Consider the following 17,690-nt stretch of genomic DNA (forward strand, 5'->3'; position numbering starts at 1 on the left):
ACTATTTTGATACAAAAATAATGAATTATATCGGTAATTATGGTATTTTTTTAGTAATTTTACCCATAAATAAGATTTATACAATGGACAAATTGTTTCTCATCGATGCGTACGCACTCATCTTTCGGTCGTACTATGCCCTTATTCGTAACCCTCGTATCACATCAAAAGGATTGAATACATCGGCAATTATGGGTTTTTGCAATACACTAAACGAAGTTTTAACAAAAGAAAATCCAACACACATTGCAGTGGCTTTCGACCACGGACTCACTTTTCGCCACGAGGCATATCCCGAATACAAGGCGCAAAGAGAGGAAACACCAGAAGACATAAAGCTGTCTGTTCCCTACATAAAACAAATTCTTGAAGCTATGCATATACCTATCTTACAGGTAGATGGCTTCGAAGCCGATGATGTTATAGGCACTATTGCAACTCAAGCTGGCAAAAAGGGTATCAGCACATATATGCTTACACCCGACAAGGATTATGGTCAGCTCATTCAAGAAAATGTATATATGTATCGCCCACGACACGGTGGAGGATACGATATTATAGGTACGCAAGAGGTGGAAGCCAAATATGGCATTCCCACCCCAGCTCAAGTAATAGACCTATTGGCACTTATGGGCGATACAGCCGACAATTTTCCTGGCTGTCCAGGCGTAGGAGAAAAAACTGCAGCAAAGCTTATCAACCAGTTTGGGTCTATAGATAATATGCTCGAACATACCAACCAGATAAAAGGAAAGCTAAGAGAGAAAGTGGAAGCTGCCGTAGACGATATTAAAATGTCGAAGTTCTTGGCTACCATTCGCACCGATGTTCCAATAGAACTGAACTGGGACGAACTGAAGATAGAACAGTCCGATGAGGACAAGCTATGCGAAATCTTCACCGAATTGGAGTTTAAAACACTTCTTAACAAATTTATTAAAGGTAATAAAGAAGTGCAAAAAACCGACAATTTACAGCTTAATTTATTTGCAGAAAATACGCCCGTTGGTGCAGACGAACCCAAAAAAGCCCCTTCTCGCGGTATTTCAGAAGTACACCACAACTATAAACTTATTGAGAATGAGGCAGAAGCGAAGAATATTTGTGATTATTTGTTTACAAAGCAATATCTCAGTCTAGACACAGAAACCACTTCTACAGATGCAATAGACGCAGAATTGGTAGGTTTAAGCTTTTCTGTTGCCGAACAAGAGGCATTTTATGTGCCCATCTCAGCTAATAGTGAAGAAGCTCAAAAAATAGTAAATATATTTAAACCTCTATACGAAGACGAGTCAATTCTTAAAATTGGGCAAAACATTAAGTACGATTACGAGGTGCTGCATAAATATGGTGTTACGTTAAAAGGCAAACTATTCGACACCATTATTGCACATTATCTAATTCAACCAGAGCTTCGCCACAATATGGATTATATGGCAGAGACCCTCTTAAACTATAAAACTATTCCAATAGAAAGCCTCATCGGACCAAAAGGAAAGCACCAAAAGAATATGCGCGACCTACTTCCGAATGAGATTTACGAGTATGCTTGCGAAGACGCAGATATAACATTGCAACTGAAAAACGTGCTAGAACCAAAACTAAAAAGTGTAGATGCCGAGAAATTATTCTGGGAAATAGAAATGCCACTCGTGCCCGTTCTTGCCGATATGGAACTACATGGCGTGCGTTTAGACACAGCTGCATTAGAAGAAACATCGCATATTTTTACACAACGTATGAAGCAATACGAACAGGAAATATACGAACTAGCAGGCGAAAGCTTCAACATTTCAAGTCCGAAACAGGTTGGCGATATCTTGTTTGGCAAACTCCAGATTATGGAAAAGCCTAAGAAAACAAAAACAGGACAATATGTTACAAGCGAAGAGGTAATGGTTAGCTTAAAAAATAAGCACCCCATTGTACACAAAATACTGGAATACAGGGGTATTAAAAAACTCTTAAGCACTTACATAGATGCACTTCCAAAACTCATAAAACCCCAAACTGGGCATATACATACATCGTTCAATCAGGCATTAACCGCAACAGGACGACTCTCTTCGAGCGATCCGAATTTGCAAAATATACCCGTACGCACAGACGATGGCAAAGAAATACGCAAATGTTTCATACCAGAACCAGGCTGCAAGTTCTTCTCTGCCGACTACAGTCAGATTGAATTGCGCATTATGGCGCATCTTTCCGAAGACGAAAATATGATGGAAGCATTCCGCGAAGGGGTAGATATTCATCGTGCAACAGCTGCTAAGATATGGCACGAAGACCTAAACGATGTTTCAGACATACAGCGAAAGAAAGCAAAACAAGCCAACTTTGGTATAATTTACGGCATTACAACCTTTGGTTTGGCACAACGTATGGACATAACAAACAACGAAGCGAAGGAATTAATAGCCGATTACTTTAAGACTTTCCCAAAAGTGAAAGCCTATATGGACCTTTCTATAGAAGAAGCAAGGCAAAAAGGATATGCCGAAACCATATTCCACCGTCGCCGATACCTCGCCGACATTAACAGTAAAAACGCTACTGTAAGAGGATATGCCGAACGAAATGCTATTAATGCACCTATTCAAGGGTCGGAAGCCGATATTATAAAGGTGGCAATGGTGCGCATTTGGCAACGATTTAAGCGTGAAAACATTCGCTCTAAAATGATTTTGCAGGTACACGACGAACTTAATTTCTCGGTATTTCCCGATGAAAAAGATCGTGTAGAACGCATTGTTATAGAAGAAATGCAACAGGCTTATGCACTGAATGTCCCCTTAATAGCCGATGCTGGTTGGGGAGACAATTGGTTAGAAGCACACTAAATGCTTACAGAACAAGCAATATAAACAAACAATAGCAATGTTGTGCAACTTCAACAACGTTTGCATATCCATACTTCTATACTAGTATAACAATAAATACACGTTGCTACAACCATAGTGTAACGTAGTTAAAGCATGGGTGCTAAGCTTATATGGCGGCAACATTTAGCTATTATTGCAGCAGAAAACTCCAAAGGCATAAAGCTTAAATTTACTGGTTTCACTCTTAAACTATAATTATTCTCAGTAATTTGTAGTAACTTTGCCTACCTAAAAGATAAGTATGGATATACAAGAATATGAAATAATGGCTCCCGTAGGCTCGCGCGAAAGTCTCGCAGCTGCCATTCAAGCAGGGGCAGGCTCTATCTATTTCGGCATTGGAAAGCTGAATATGCGCTCGCATTCTGCCAATCACTTCACCATAGAAGACCTGAAAGAGATTGCAGAAACATGCAACGAACGTGGCATTAAGACCTATCTCACTGTTAATACTGTTATTTATGGCGAAGATATTAGTACTATGCACGAGATAGTAGACGCTGCAAAGGCTGCCAATATCACCGCTGTCATTGTCAGCGATGTAGCTGTTATGGTGTATTGTCGCCAAGTTGGAATGGAAGTACACCTATCTACACAGCTCAACATATCGAATATAGAGGCGCTTAAATTCTATGCACAGTTTGCCGATGTTGCTGTTTTGGCACGCGAACTGAATATGGATCAGGTTGCAGAAATACACCGACAGATTGAAGAACAGGACATTCGTGGACCTCGTGGCGAGCTTGTTCGCATAGAAATGTTCTGCCATGGAGCTTTCTGTATGGCTATTTCGGGCAAATGCTATATGAGTTTGCACGACTCAAACCGTTCTGCCAATCGTGGACAATGCACGCAAATTTGCCGCCGTTCGTACACCGTTACCGACAACGAGACGGGCAATCAGCTCGAAATAGACAACAAATACATTATGAGTCCTAAGGATTTGAAGACCGTTCGCTTTATAGATAAAATGATGAAAGCAGGCGTTAGGGTCTTTAAAATAGAAGGACGAGCACGCGGACCAGAGTATGTTTACGAGGTTGTAACGTGCTATAAAGAGGCAATACAGAGCGTACTAGACGGCAATTACACCGAAGAGAAGAAGAATAAATGGGACGAACGCCTATCAACTGTATTCAATCGTGGTTTCTGGGACGGCTATTATCAAGGACAACGCTTGGGTGAATGGACCAAAAACTATGGTAACAAGGCTACAGAAAAGAAGGTTTTGGTGGGCAAAGTAATGAAATACTTCTCCAAACTCGGCGTTGCTGAAATAGCTGTAGAGGCTTCTGAGATTGAGAAAGGAGAGAAAATGCTCATTACTGGCACCACTACAGGCATTCTAAAGTTTGATGCAAGCGAGATTAGATACGACTTAAAACCTGTTGAAAGAGCAGAAAAAGGGTGGCGAGTGTCTATCCCCGTGCCAGAGAAAGTACGCCCAAACGACAAAGTATATAAGCTTTTAAAAACTAATATAGAGTAAAAATACAGCACAAAAGAATAGCAATTATGATAGAACTACGCCAAATAGCCAAACTGTTTCTACGCCTTAGTGTAGCAGCATCTATGCTTTCGGCAGTTGCCGACCGCTTCGGTATATGGTCCAAAGATGTATGTATGTGGGGCAATATGAACAAATTTGTTGCCTATACTCAATCGTTAATACCCTATATACCTGCAAATGCTATTCCTGTATTGGCTTGGATAGCCACTATATTAGAGATTTTGTTGTCTATTTGTCTACTTATCGGGCTAAAGTTAAAGTGGTCTGCATCGCTCACAGGACTAATGATTCTTACCTTTGCTATTGCAATGGCAACGTCTATGGGCTTTAAAGCTCCATTAGATTATTCAGCTTTCACCGCTTCAGCAGCAGCTTTCGCTATCCTATCGTGTGGTAGAGGAATATGGGAAGTAGACAATCTGTTTGGCAATAGATATAATAGGCGAGAGCGCATTCAGATGATTAGATAAATAAAAAACATACTATAAAAATGACAATAAACGAAATTCAAGACGAAGTAATAGAAGAGTTTGATGAGTTTACCGAATGGATGGATAAGTATCAAATGCTTATCGACCTTGGAAACGAACTTGAAGGACTTGGTGCAGAATATAAAACAGAACAGAACTTAATAGACGGTTGCCAAAGCCGCGTATGGCTACAATGCGATATTAAGGACGATAAATTGGTGTTTACAGCCGATTCTGATGCACTAATAACCAAAGGAATTATTGCACTTCTCATAAGAGTTGTAAGCGGACATACACCAAAAGATATTATAGATGCCGACCTTTATTTCATTGACCGCATAGGTTTACGTCAGCACTTGTCGCCAACTCGCAGCAACGGACTGCTATCTATGGTGAAAAAAATAAAGGCTTACGCATTGGCATATAGCATAAAAAACGAATAGAAAAGCTACATCTATAGATAGAATAACCGCTATCTATGGATAGAGAAAGTTACATCTATGGATAGAAAACGCTACATCTATGGATAGAAAACGCTACATCTATGGATAGAAAACGCTATATCTATGGATAGAAAAAGCTACATCTATAGATAGAAATACTGTAAATAGTAGATGAGAAAGTTACGTACTATAGAAATGAATCGCCTCTCGCTCGAGGAATTTAAGCAGAGTAGGAAGCTCCCAGTCGTGGTTGTGCTCGACGATGTTCGGTCGCTTTACAACGTAGGAAGTGTGTTCCGCTCGTGCGATGCCTTCCGTATCGAGGCTATTTACCTGTGTGGAATAACGGCAACACCACCAAATGCAGAGATACACAAGACGGCTTTAGGGGCTGAAAACTCTGTTGATTGGCAGTATTTCAGCAGTGCCGAAGATGCCGTAATGCAGCTAAAACAAAACAATTACTACGTTTACAGTGTGGAGCAAGTAGAAGGCTCAACGCCATTACAAACTCTTTCCGAACAAATATCGCCCATAACAAACGGCGCAGATGCTCAGAAGCACTACGCCGTAGTATTAGGAAACGAAGTTAAAGGTGTGCATCAATCGATTGTAGACTTAAGCAATGGCTGCCTTGAAATACCACAATTCGGCACGAAACACTCTCTAAACGTAAGCGTTACAGCAGGCATTGTAGTGTGGGAATTTGCCCGTGCATTGTTGTTATAAGCGTTTAGGCAGCCTAAAAACAAAACAATTGCCTCCCTACCCTATCATCATTTGCAAGTAAGCACACTTCTCTGGATTACCAAGAGTCTTACCCTTGTCGCACGAAAGCTTCACACAGTCGTGCCATTCACGGTTCTCTGTTATGCGCATTCGGGTAAGTTTCACAACAATATTCATTGGTTTCACGTTCTCAACATCGCAAGTTAAGAAGGTACCCATACCATAACTGTCTTTCACCCTACCATCTACATAGTTGTGAATATCTATAGCCCGGTCTATGTTTAAGCCATTGCTAAACACCACTTGCTTTGTAGCGGGGTCTATTCCAAGCTGTTTATACTTTGCAATAATCTTCTCAACCTGCTCCTCTTCTACCCCACTGTCTACACGTAGTCCATTAAACATCATTGCCATACGCTTAGAAAGGTTACTGAAAAACACCTTATCGCCAAAGCAATCGTATAGATAAATACCATTATCGCCATCGTAAACATCGCTGAATTTGCGCATTACATTGAAGTTACACTCAAATATTCCGCTTACACATTCCTCGAATTCTATAATCTGGTGGCTCATTGTTCCAATAGCAACAAGGTTGTATTGCATAGCAAGATAAATGTTGCTTGTTCCTGCAAAGCGTCCCGTCCATGGGTGAAAACCATCGTTATCGGTATAGCCACCCTGTTCGTATACCTCCTTCATAGTACGAATAACCATATTTTGGTGGTCGAACGACATACGACGACGCGTACCCATATCGCTTAAAATAAGTCCATTTGAAAGTATTTTGCGTGTTTTTTCCACACAACGTTCATACTCGTGCTTAGGGTTATAGGTTTCTATATCGCCTTGAAGATTGTGCATTAACTCCGAAACAATACTCAAAATGGGCATCTCCCACATAATGGTAGAGAACCATTTTCCACGCACTCGAATATCTAAATGCCCTTCTTCATCTTGCGAAACTGTAAGTTCGTGTGGATTGAAACGATATCCACGAAGAAAAGTAAAGTACCATTCGGGCAGATAATACATACGTTTCTTCATAAAAGCAATCTCTTCTTCCGTGATAATAACACGAGGCATACACCCCAATTGTTCGTTTAGCAGCTCGGCAAACCCCTTTGGATAGATAGTTTCGTTACGATCAAAGAAGGTATATTCCACTTCGGCACGAGGATAAGTCTGCATTATGTAATACTGACAACTAAATGTATAGGCATCGTTATCGGTAAAATGTTGAATTATTTGTTGCATATTCTTTTCTAAAATCTGCCTCATTGTTAAGGCTTTATCCCGTGCAAAGATAATAAAACTTAATGGATAAGTAGGCTAACTCTTATTTATTTTGTACATTTGCACCTAATTTTAATGTTTAAAGAACATCAACAATGCAAAACTTAGTTATATATAATACGTTGCATCGGCAGAAGGAACGCTTCCAACCAATAGCCGCACCACACGTTGGAATGTATGTTTGTGGACCTACAGTGTACGGCGATCCACACTTGGGACATGCACGTCCAGCCATAACCTTCGACATTTTGTTTCGCTATCTACAGCATATTGGCTACAAAGTGCGCTATGTTCGCAACATAACCGACGTAGGACACTTAGAACACGATGCCGATGAAGGCGACGACAAGATAGAAAAGAAAGCACGATTGGAACAGCTTGAGCCTATGGAAATAGCTCAATTTTATGCCAATAGATACCACGATGCTATGCGTGCGCTTAACGTTTTGCCTCCATCTATAGAGCCTTGCGCTACAGGACACATAATAGAGCAAGAGGAGTTAGTAAAGGAGATACTAGCAAATGGATATGCTTACGAGAGCAATGGTAGCATTTACTTTGATGTTGCTAAGTATGACAAGGACCATAAGTACGGTATTCTGTCTGGACGAAACCTTAACGATATGATAAACAACTCGCGCGAGCTGAACGGCGTGGGCGAAAAGCGAAACCAAACAGACTTTGCTCTGTGGAAACGAGCTATGCCTGAGCACATAATGCGGTGGCCTTCGCCTTGGAGCGACGGCTTCCCGGGCTGGCATTGCGAGTGTACTGCAATGGGAAGAAAGTATCTTGGCAAGCATTTCGATATACATGGTGGCGGAATGGACTTGGTTTTCCCACACCACGAGTGCGAGATAGCACAGGCTGTGGCAGCCCAAGGCGACCAAATGGTGAAGTATTGGATGCACAATAACATGATAACCATCAACGGACAGAAGATGGGTAAGTCGCTAAACAACTTCATTACGCTGGAACAGTTCTTTACTGGCAACCACGAAACGCTACAACAGGCTTACTCGCCTATGACCATTCGTTTCTTTATCCTATCTGCTCACTATCGCGGAACTGTAGATTTCTCTAACGAAGCTCTACAAGCTGCACAGAAAGGATACGAAAAACTAATGAATGGTATAGAGGATTTGAAACACATTCAAACCGCTAAAACAAGCGACGAGAATACAAAAAAGTTTGTTTCTACCCTACGCCAGAAGTGTTACGATGCAATGAACGACGACCTTATGACACCTGCCGTTATCTCAAACCTATTTGAAGCGTGCCACATAGTGAACCTGCTTATAGACCATAAGGCGCAAATTAGCGAAGAAGACTTAAAGGAACTCAGCGAAACTATGCATCTTTTTGCTTTCGATATACTTGGTTTAGTAAACGAACGTGGCGCTAATAACGATGCACGAGAGGCTGCTTACGGCAAAGTAGTTGATATGGTGCTCGACTTACGTGCGAAAGCAAAAGCCAATAAAGATTGGGCTGTGAGCGACCAAATACGCAACGCACTTGCTGAAGCTGGTTTTCAAGTGAAAGATACCAAAGATGGTGTAACGTGGAAATTAGATAAATAGGGCTGAATAGCCAACGGAACATAAAAGCGTAAAGCGGAGTTTATCAGGGATTCTTTCGCCCTCTTAACTCCGCTTTACGCTTTTATACTTTTATTATATGTGTTTCGTAGAACTATTATATACGCACTGCGGTGCCCGAACAAGCCACCATAAGCATAGAACCACCCTGCCCCACTGTTTCATAATCAATATCTATGCCTACAATAGCGTTCGCACCCAATTCTTGTGCACGTTCCATCATCTCCTTAATACACGTATTTTTACCTTCCAGCAATACACTTTCGTACGACTTGCTGCGTCCGCCTACAATGTCTCTAATACCTGCAAAGAAGTCTTTCACTATGTTTGCACCAATAATAGCCTCACCCGTTACAAGTCCTTTGTACTCTAAAATCTTATAACCTTCAATGTTTGGAGTTGTTGTAAGAATCATAATTTTCCTTTTTTTAAGTTTTAATTGGCAATCGCTTTGACCGCCCTACCCTTTTAACGGAATATCTCCCGAAAAATTATAAAAGGCAAGTCCTATAAACACTCCTGCCAAAACTCCACAACAGAGTTTTGGCAGGATATTCTATCTATGTTTTTTTAACACCTGTTCCTTACGGGTGGCTGGGCGTGCCGCCCTCTTCTTGTTTGCCTTTCCCTTTTTCGTCGTCTTTCTTCACCGTCTCATACGAATTGTCGGCAAGCTCTTTCTTCAGTTCCGTGCTTGGCGTAAAGGTTACGCGGGGTTTAATCTTCTCAATGTTGAAGGCTTTTTCCGTCAGCGAACCCTCGCTCGAAAGCGTCAGGCGCATGGTGCCGAACTCGCTAAGCTGCACGCTGAAACCGTCGCGCAGGTAGCTGGGCAGACGGTCTACGAAGTTCGACAGCACGTTCTCGATATCGCCTCGCGTCAGCGACGACCGCCCGGCAATATCCTTCGCAATGTCTTTCAGCGTCTTGCGTCCCACGTTCACGGGGTTCGCATAAAACTTGCCGGGACCCGTCTTCGTGCCCGGCTTCCTCTTTTCTATCAACTTTATTTTCATTGTGTTAAAAATTTAAATTATTAATAATCATCGTGCCACGTCCGCAGCACAACGTTTCCAACTTTTTTGTTTGTCTTCTGTCTACACTTTCAACATAGCTGACGCAATCGTGTTCATTCCCTCCGTTTTCCAAGCGAAGGCAAACCTCCGTACAGCCTAAAAAAACAGTGCCTTTTCGAGGCTGAAAAATCCGACGGGTTGCCCTAAAATTTTTCACACGTGAGAAGAAAATTTCTCACACGTGAAAAATATTTTTCTCACCCGTTCCCCGTAAATTTCTCACACGTGAAAAATTTTGTTCCGACGGGTGAGAATTTTTACGCCTCCCATTGCACCTTTTTACCATACCTTTAGTAGTGGACGAAAGGACGGACAATGTAGGTTGTTGCATCATTATAATATGAAGCATAGGCATTCTCACTATTTCTTTTATTAATAAGATGTGCAGGCAACATGGCTTGAATATAGTAAAAAGAATAATCTCTACGGCTGTATGCAATTGGTGCTATATAGTTACTTGCATCGTATTCCGACGACAAAAGTGGTATTTGGACATCTGTTTGACCTGACGTGCTTGCAAATGCTGAAATGACATTCCCACTTGCACGTCGGAAGCCATAATCGACAGGGCAGAGGCCTGACGGATATGCGCCTGGCCTTGGAGGATTGGTAAAGCTTGTGTATGTGGTTATCAGTGGAAGGTCTACGATTTCAAGGTTAAGGTTTCTAGACAGCAAGTTCCATTCGCCCAAGGTGGGTAGGAACCATTTGCCCACATTCGACCCCGTAACGGGTACACCCGGGTCGTAATGGGGCGCAGCGTAGAAGGCCGGATAATCGGCAGCCTCGTTACCCTTCACCTTCCCGTCCGTGCTGTAGGTAGAAGTCCAGGTATAGTCCTCGCCCTTGAAGTCGGCAATATGGGCGGCTATGTTGCTGCTCATAGTTGTAAGGCTCTGTGTGTTCTGAAGAGCGGAAGCGCTCCAAAGTGTAGCTGCAACCGGAGAACCGAACTGCTGCCTCAGCACACCTTCGGCAGCATTTTTCAATGCCACGGCCAATCGTTTCGAGCGGCTCACAACGATGCCTATTGGTGTTTTGCCACTGTGGGCAGCATCGGTGTATTGGCCTGTCGTGCCGTCGCTGTAAAGGTAGATGTAGTTGTAGTGGAGTGCCATTTGTAATGTGTACGAACCGTTGGCCGCCATCAAAGCCAGTGCAGGGAACAAAACCGTGCGACCTGCAACGGGCATACGGTAGGCCGTGCCGCCGGTAAGGGTCAGCTTCAATTGGCTACCGGCAGTGCCAGGAAAGAAGTACACGTATTGGCTGTTCTTAACCTGGCTGTCATACGAACCATAATCGGGTGTAACGGCAAGGGCTTCCGTAGAGGCATTGGTATAGGTTTGTGTGGCGGGGTTGAAGTTTACGGAAGCTGCAATGTTGCTTGTCGATGTAAACGTACTCGTAATGTTCTGCAGCGGGAAGCCGTCGGCCACCAGTTGTATTTTTGCACGGCTACCAACATACTTCATTTCGAACGCAACTTTCTGTTTGCGCGGCGTGGCAGTAATCACTTGCCCTGCGGCAATGCCGATACGCGCATTTTCAAGGTTTGCACGGTCGATGGTCCATGTTTCGCCCGAAACGTTCACCTTGTCGTTGCAGCAAACAAAGGTGTAGGTGCCAGGCTCCAGTCCTATTTCTTGATTGCTGCTCGTGGGTGTGAACACATTACTGCTAACGATTCCCGTCAGTGTGCCCTTGAGCGTGGTGCCCTGATAAGCGTAAATGGTGTAGGTGCCGTCGGTAAGGGCGCGGGTGGCAGCAGCCTTTTCTTTGGGTGTTGCCTTCGTGGTGTCGCGCTGCAGACTTACCTCGGCATACATCATGTCGCCCATGGGAACAATGCGCGGCTTGGCTAGCTCGGCATCCATTGCGGCACGGGTGGCGTGGTTTACGGTGTCTTCGGCGTTGTAGTCGCTGAACGACAAACTAAACTCTATATTCTCGGCTGCATTTATCTGCGTCGTGGTCTTGCCGTTCGGCATATCGTCGTTGCTGCACGCTGCCAATAGTAGGGCCGATGTAACGCAGGCTGCTGAAATAATGGTTGTTTTAAATGTCTTCATTTTTCTTGTCTCTTTAATTTGTTTGATAATCTTTTTTTAATTTTCGTCGGCCCAAAATCCGTTTTGTTCTTTTGCCGGAGCCACCTCGGTGGAAGAACCGAACCATTCGTCGTGGTCGCCGTTGATGATTTGGTCGTACCCCCACGTGTTCGGCTCCGAGGAGCCTTGCGGATTGAGCGTTACCGAGACGCATATACAACCCTCGTTCTCAACTGCCACCGTGCTGCACGCCGGAGCGACATAAGTTTTCTTTGCGTGTTCCGTCTGCCCCGATACATCGGCAACCGGTAAACTTACTTTCTTTTTGTTCATACTCTCTTGTCTTTTGTTATTAAAAAAATATACTATGTTTCATCTTATAGGACAAACCACTGCCCTTCTGTTTCAAAATCTTGAGACAGAAGTTAAAACCTTACTTTGCCCAGTTAGGACTAAAACGTTGTGCATAAACCATAGTCTTGCATGTCGTTATTCGGAGTAACAATCAATTTATCGACCTGCAGTTCCGAAACTGTTGCACCTATTCATAAGAGGTGCACAAGGAGAAAGAAAAAATACCGAAAGTACAGACTATCAAAAGGTTCTGCAAGGATTAACAAAACGAAGGAATAGAAATTTAGTTAGGAAACATTTGCATATTTGAAAGAAAAGCCTTACTTTTGCGGCACTTAACGCAGTTTGTGCACCTCTTATGAATAGGTGCAACAAATACAGCTTCCATCAAGTATTCATTTGTCTTTTTCATTACGCTGTTGTCTACCCTGTCCAAGTAATATTGCGTAGTACCGACATTGCTGTGCCCGAGAGCCTGAGAAATAATTCCAACCGGAATACCCTTCTCGTTGGCAATGCTCGCCCAAGAATGGCGGGGAATGTAGGAAGAAAGCGGAACCTCAATGCCAGCTTTCTTTGCCAACGCCTTTAATGCACGGTTGTATTGCGAAAGAAACGAACGATACTTCCTATAGTTTCCTAATCGGGGAAAGATTAAATCGGAACTATCTTTCCTGTACCTATCTATTATCACTTGCATCTGTTCATTGATGGGCACAACAACCATGTTTCCGGTCTTTTGCCTGCGATAAGTAATCGCACTACCTCTAACCTGTGAGTAGCGTAGATAGAAAATGTCGATGGGCGGCATGCCCATGGCACAGAACGAAAAAAGGAAAAGGTCGCGCGCAAAGGCAAGAAACGAACCTTCGGATAGTGCAAGCATACGTAATCGTTGCAGTTCGCTGGCTTTCAGGCTCGTCTTCACCGTCGGCTCGTTGCCTGTAAACACACCCTTAAACGGCTTCGCATCGCGCACCTTGTGCTTCGCTACACCTTTATTATATATAGCACGCAGCGAACGCAAATAACACGAAATGGTGTTGTTGCACACGCCTCGCTTGCGCAACCACCATTCGTATGCTTTTACTTTATCGGCCGTGATGCCCGACAAGGCAATGTCATTTCCTTTATTAAAACGATGGAAAGAGCGCACAGCCGTATGATAGTTGCCTTTGGTAGACTCGCTGACACCTTTTGATGCCACCGTAACAAAGTTATTCAAGGTTAATACAGGAACATTGGCTTTATCAGGTTTGCCAACCTTTACCTTATGCTTGGAGTGCGAAAACACAGAGAATATGCCTATGAATTTCATAGCTTGTATAGATTTTGATTGATAATTGATGCCAAAAATAAACAAAAGGGCTGAATTCCTTGCAAGGAAATTGGCTATCGTTTGGACAATATGCCGAAAATTCGTATTTTTGCATTTCACGAATTTATATAGTAATAGGTAAGAAAGGTAAAAGCAATATGGCAAAAGACAACAAAGGACTTACTCCGATGATGCGACAATTCTTTTCGATGAAAGAAAAGCACCCCGATGCGTTAATGCTCTTTAGGTGTGGCGACTTCTACGAAACGTATTGCGACGATGCTATAGAGGCTTCTAAAATTCTTGGTATTACTTTGACACGACGAAATAATGGTGCTGCAGCTGGCGATGAGATGGCTGGGTTCCCTCATCATGCACTTGATACCTTCTTACCAAAGCTTATCCGTGCTGGAAAGCGTGTAGCTATCTGCGACCAATTAGAAGACCCAAAGAAGAAACGAGAGGCTTTAAAGGGACAACGAGGCTTGTCTGCCGAAGACAAGATGGTGAAACGGGGTATAACAGAACTAGTTACACCTGGTATTGCTATGGGCGACAACGTGCTAAACTATAAAGAAAACAACTTTTTAGCAGCTGTTCATTTTGGAAAAGGGGCGTGTGGCGTAAGCTTTCTCGATATTTCTACAGGCGAATTTCTTGTTGGTGAGGGTACTTTCGACTATGTTGAAAAGCTTATTGGCAACTTCTCGCCGAAAGAAGTATTATACGAACGTTCACGAAAAGCCGACTTTGACCGCTATTTTGGTACACGAATGTGTGTGTACGAAATGGAAGACTGGGTGTTTACCGACCTTTCAGCACGACAAAAGCTGCTGAAACATTTTGGAACAAAGAACTTAAAAGGTTTCGGTGTAGACCATCTGAACAACGGAGTAATAGCTGCTGGAGCTATTATGCAATACTTAGAACAAACGCAACATACGCATATTAGCCATATAACGTCGCTCGCTCGCATAGAAGAAGAGAAGTATGTGCGACTCGACCGTTTCACTATTCGCTCTTTAGAGCTTGTTGCACCTATGCAAGAAGATGGTTTATCGCTGCTTGGAGTGGTAGATAGAACCATAACTCCTATGGGTGGTAGAATGTTACACCGCTGGCTTGTGTTTCCATTAAAGGACGTAAAGCCCATTAACGAACGTTTAGACATTGTGGAATACTACTTCCGCGAACCTGATTTCCGCCATTGTTTAGACGACCAACTACACCGTATGGGCGACTTGGAACGTATTATTTCTAGAGTAGCAGCAGGCAGAGTATCGCCCAGAGAAGTTGTTCAACTAAAGAATGCCCTATCTGCCATACAGCCAATAAAGTCTGCTTGCTTATATTCTAGTAACGAAGCGTTGAAAAGAGTGGGGGAACAGCTGAACCTTTGCGAGTCTATTCGCGACCGAATAGAACAAGAAATAATGCCCGATCCACCACAGTTGGTTGCAAAAGGAGGAGTTATTGCACATGGTTTCAATGCCGAATTAGACGAATTGCGTTCTATCCGAGAGAATGGAAAGCAAGTTTTGTTAGACATTCAAGAGAAAGAAGCTGCTAAAACAGGTATTAATTCGTTAAAAATAGGCTTCAACAACATCTTTGGATACTATCTTGAAGTGCGCAATACCTTTAAAAACAAAGTACCACAAGACTGGATTCGCAAACAAACACTTGCACAAGCAGAACGCTATATTACTCCCGAATTAAAGGAATATGAGGCAAAAATACTAGGTGCAGACGAGAAAATACTAATTCTTGAAGCCCGTCTCTTTAACGAATTAGTACAAGATATGCAAGAGTATATTCCACAAATACAAATAAATGCCAATCTTTTGGCACGGCTCGATTGCCTGTTGTCGTTTGCAAACATTGCCGAAGAGAACAAGTATGTGCGCCCTATGGTTGACGATAGTATGGTGATTGATATAAAGAAAGGTCGCCACCCCGTTATAGAAACTCAACTCCCACTTGGTGAACAATACATTCCGAACGATGTATATCTTGACAACGAACAACAGCAAATTATGATGATAACTGGTCCAAATATGGCTGGTAAATCGGCATTGTTGCGTCAAACGGCACTCATAGTACTCTTAGCGCAGGTGGGTTGCTTTGTTCCTGCAGAGAGTGCACGTATTGGTTTAGTAGACAAAGTATTTACAAGAGTTGGCGCTTCTGATAATATTTCGCTTGGAGAGTCTACATTTATGGTTGAAATGACCGAAGCTGCAAATATTCTAAATAGTGTAACGCCACGTTCTTTAGTACTCTTCGACGAATTAGGGCGCGGTACAAGCACCTACGATGGAATAAGTATAGCGTGGGCTATAGTAGAATATTTGCACGAACAACCACGCGCAACGGCACGCACTCTCTTCGCTACGCACTACCATGAACTAAACGAAATGGCGAAAAACTTCCACAGAATAAAGAACTTTAATGTGTCGGTGAAAGAAGTAAATGGTAAGATTATCTTCCTAAGAAAGTTAGAGCGAGGTGGCAGTGAACATTCTTTCGGTATACATGTGGCTGATATTGCGGGTATGCCAAAGTCGATTGTGAAACGTGCAAACATTGTTCTAAAAGAGTTAGAAGCCGACAACGCACAAGTGGGAAGTGTTGGAAAACCATCAGCAGAGAAGTTTGAGAAGAGTAGGGAAGGGGTTCAGCTTTCGTTCTTCCAGCTCGACGACCCTGTACTAACACAGATACGCGACGAGATTATAGGATTAGATATTAACAACCTTACTCCTGTTGAGGCTCTAAACAAACTTAATGAGATTAAACGAATAGTGCTTCCAAACAGTAAAAACTAATAGAACGCTCAGTATCTATAGGATTCAGAACTACAATACTGTATCGCTATTTAGTTTTAATTATAGTATAAAATAAACTAAATTATAAGTTAATTCTTTCGATAATGGTATTTGGTGCGATGCTTTGCATACATTCGAAGTCGGCACGATAGCATGGTTTGTTACCAAATACAGAACAAGGACGACATTCTAATTTAGTGTTTTGCACGGCATCTTCTGTTTTCTGATTCCAACCAAGGAACCCACAGTAAGGATGTGTAGCCCCCCAAATGCTTACAACACGTGTTCCTACAAGCGATGCAAGGTGCATATTGGCACTATCCATCGATATCATAACATCTAAATGACTCATTAATACAAGTTCGTCGTGTAGTCCGTGTAGCACTTCAGACGCACAAATGCAATGCTTATATTTTGTTGCCCACATATTTAGTACTTGTTTTTCTTCTTTTCCGCCACCAAAAAAGAATATGCGCAGACTTGTATAATTGGCAGAAAGAGTATTCACAACCTCTTCCATTTTATCTTTTGGATACATTTTTCCACCGTGGGCAGCAAACGGAGCTATACCTATCCAGCGCTCACCATCAGGTTTTTCACCTATTATATTAGGGAGTTGCGACAGCTGGTTGCCACCATTTGCAAACAATGAGGTAAAAGAAATATTTATAGGATAGCCCAATTTGCTTAATACTTCGGCATAGTTATGGAACGATGTGGGCTGTTGTTCCATTACTTTATGTGTTTTTCGACATAGTTTACGCTTACCACTCTTATGCTTGTCAATGTGTGCCACTTTGTATCCAGACAACAAAAAGCGTGTTCTTATGTATTTTGTACGCAACACATCGTGAAAATCGGCAATGGCTGTAGGTTGTTTTGCCTTCAGCCTACCATATAGTTGGTTTAGTCCTTTAATACCCTTATATTCGCTTTTTAAGTCGGCTGCAATAAAATATACATTCTTTGACAACCCTGTGAAAAAAGCTTTGGCAAACGGACGGGAGAGAACACTAATGCGCAACTCAGGATATTGCTTTGCAAGCGAATAGACCACAGGTACAGTCATAGCTACATCGCCCATTGCAGAGAAGCGCATTATAATAATGTGGTCAGTCTTCACCTC

Annotated in this window: 14 protein-coding genes; 7 read left to right on the plus strand and 7 right to left on the minus strand. The window is 42.6% G+C overall.

From position 1 onward, the window contains the following. Window positions 1-83 precede the first annotated feature (83 nt). The 5 genes from polA to DX009_RS00465 all read left to right on the plus strand — a co-directional run bounded on the left by polA (window position 84) and on the right by DX009_RS00465 (window position 6,040). Window positions 84-2,846, plus strand: a complete 2,763-nt coding sequence (gene polA / locus DX009_RS00445) for a DNA polymerase I (protein ID WP_115082638.1) — start codon at window positions 84-86, stop codon at window positions 2,844-2,846. Between the two features lie 283 nt (window positions 2,847-3,129). Continuing rightward, window positions 3,130-4,377 carry a peptidase U32 family protein gene (locus DX009_RS00450; RefSeq protein ID WP_006043979.1) on the plus strand — a complete coding sequence of 416 codons (1,248 nt, stop codon included), beginning with the start codon at window positions 3,130-3,132 and terminating at the stop codon, window positions 4,375-4,377. 26 nt (window positions 4,378-4,403) lie between these two features. Further along, window positions 4,404-4,868 carry a DoxX family membrane protein gene (locus DX009_RS00455; protein ID WP_115082639.1) on the plus strand — a complete coding sequence of 155 codons (465 nt, stop codon included), beginning with the start codon at window positions 4,404-4,406 and terminating at the stop codon, window positions 4,866-4,868. 20 nt (window positions 4,869-4,888) lie between these two features. Continuing rightward, on the plus strand, window positions 4,889-5,311 hold the full coding sequence (locus tag DX009_RS00460) for a SufE family protein (RefSeq protein WP_115082640.1): 423 nt from the start codon (window positions 4,889-4,891) through the stop codon (window positions 5,309-5,311). Between the two features lie 171 nt (window positions 5,312-5,482). Continuing rightward, the gene (locus DX009_RS00465) at window positions 5,483-6,040 is read left to right on the plus strand and encodes a TrmH family RNA methyltransferase (protein ID WP_115082641.1); all 558 of its coding nucleotides are present in this window, start codon (window positions 5,483-5,485) and stop codon (window positions 6,038-6,040) included. A gap of 36 nt (window positions 6,041-6,076) precedes the next feature. Here DX009_RS00465 and pncB read toward each other — a convergent pair whose 3' ends face one another. Further along, complete coding sequence (gene pncB / locus DX009_RS00470) at window positions 6,077-7,297, minus strand: nicotinate phosphoribosyltransferase (RefSeq protein ID WP_115083784.1); 1,221 nt, start codon at window positions 7,295-7,297, stop codon at window positions 6,077-6,079. A 134-nt stretch (window positions 7,298-7,431) separates the two neighbouring features. Here pncB and cysS point away from each other — a divergent pair, with 134 nt between their 5' ends. Beyond that, a complete protein-coding gene (gene cysS / locus DX009_RS00475; RefSeq protein WP_115082642.1) occupies window positions 7,432-8,919 on the plus strand; it encodes a cysteine--tRNA ligase in 1,488 nt (495 codons plus the stop codon). 115 nt (window positions 8,920-9,034) lie between these two features. Here cysS and DX009_RS00480 read toward each other — a convergent pair whose 3' ends face one another. From DX009_RS00480 to DX009_RS00500, 5 genes are all read right to left on the minus strand, one after another. Beyond that, window positions 9,035-9,352 (minus strand): heavy metal-binding domain-containing protein, encoded by a 318-nt coding sequence (locus DX009_RS00480; protein ID WP_088400896.1) that lies wholly within the window; start codon window positions 9,350-9,352, stop codon window positions 9,035-9,037. A 169-nt stretch (window positions 9,353-9,521) separates the two neighbouring features. Continuing rightward, window positions 9,522-9,953: an HU family DNA-binding protein gene (locus tag DX009_RS00485; RefSeq protein ID WP_115082643.1), complete on the minus strand. Its 432-nt coding sequence runs from the start codon at window positions 9,951-9,953 to the stop codon at window positions 9,522-9,524. Window positions 9,954-10,303: 350 nt separating this feature from the next. Continuing rightward, entirely contained in the window at window positions 10,304-12,085 is a 1,782-nt protein-coding gene (locus DX009_RS00490; protein ID WP_115082644.1) for a hypothetical protein, read from the minus strand. 36 nt (window positions 12,086-12,121) lie between these two features. Beyond that, on the minus strand, window positions 12,122-12,397 hold the full coding sequence (locus tag DX009_RS00495; protein WP_245944551.1) for a hypothetical protein: 276 nt from the start codon (window positions 12,395-12,397) through the stop codon (window positions 12,122-12,124). 304 nt (window positions 12,398-12,701) lie between these two features. After that, entirely contained in the window at window positions 12,702-13,736 is a 1,035-nt protein-coding gene (locus tag DX009_RS00500; protein ID WP_115082645.1) for a tyrosine-type recombinase/integrase, read from the minus strand. Between the two features lie 158 nt (window positions 13,737-13,894). On the opposite strand from DX009_RS00500, the gene mutS reads away from it, so the two are divergent. Continuing rightward, window positions 13,895-16,564 (plus strand): DNA mismatch repair protein MutS, encoded by a 2,670-nt coding sequence (gene mutS / locus DX009_RS00505; protein ID WP_115083786.1) that lies wholly within the window; start codon window positions 13,895-13,897, stop codon window positions 16,562-16,564. A gap of 82 nt (window positions 16,565-16,646) precedes the next feature. Here the strand turns inward: mutS and DX009_RS00510 are convergent, their stop codons facing one another. Further along, entirely contained in the window at window positions 16,647-17,687 is a 1,041-nt protein-coding gene (locus tag DX009_RS00510) for a glycosyltransferase family 9 protein (RefSeq protein ID WP_115082646.1), read from the minus strand. Window positions 17,688-17,690 lie beyond the last annotated feature (3 nt).

The organism is Prevotella pallens (assembly GCF_900454935.1).
GTDB classification, from domain to species: Bacteria; Bacteroidota; Bacteroidia; order Bacteroidales; family Bacteroidaceae; genus Prevotella; species Prevotella pallens.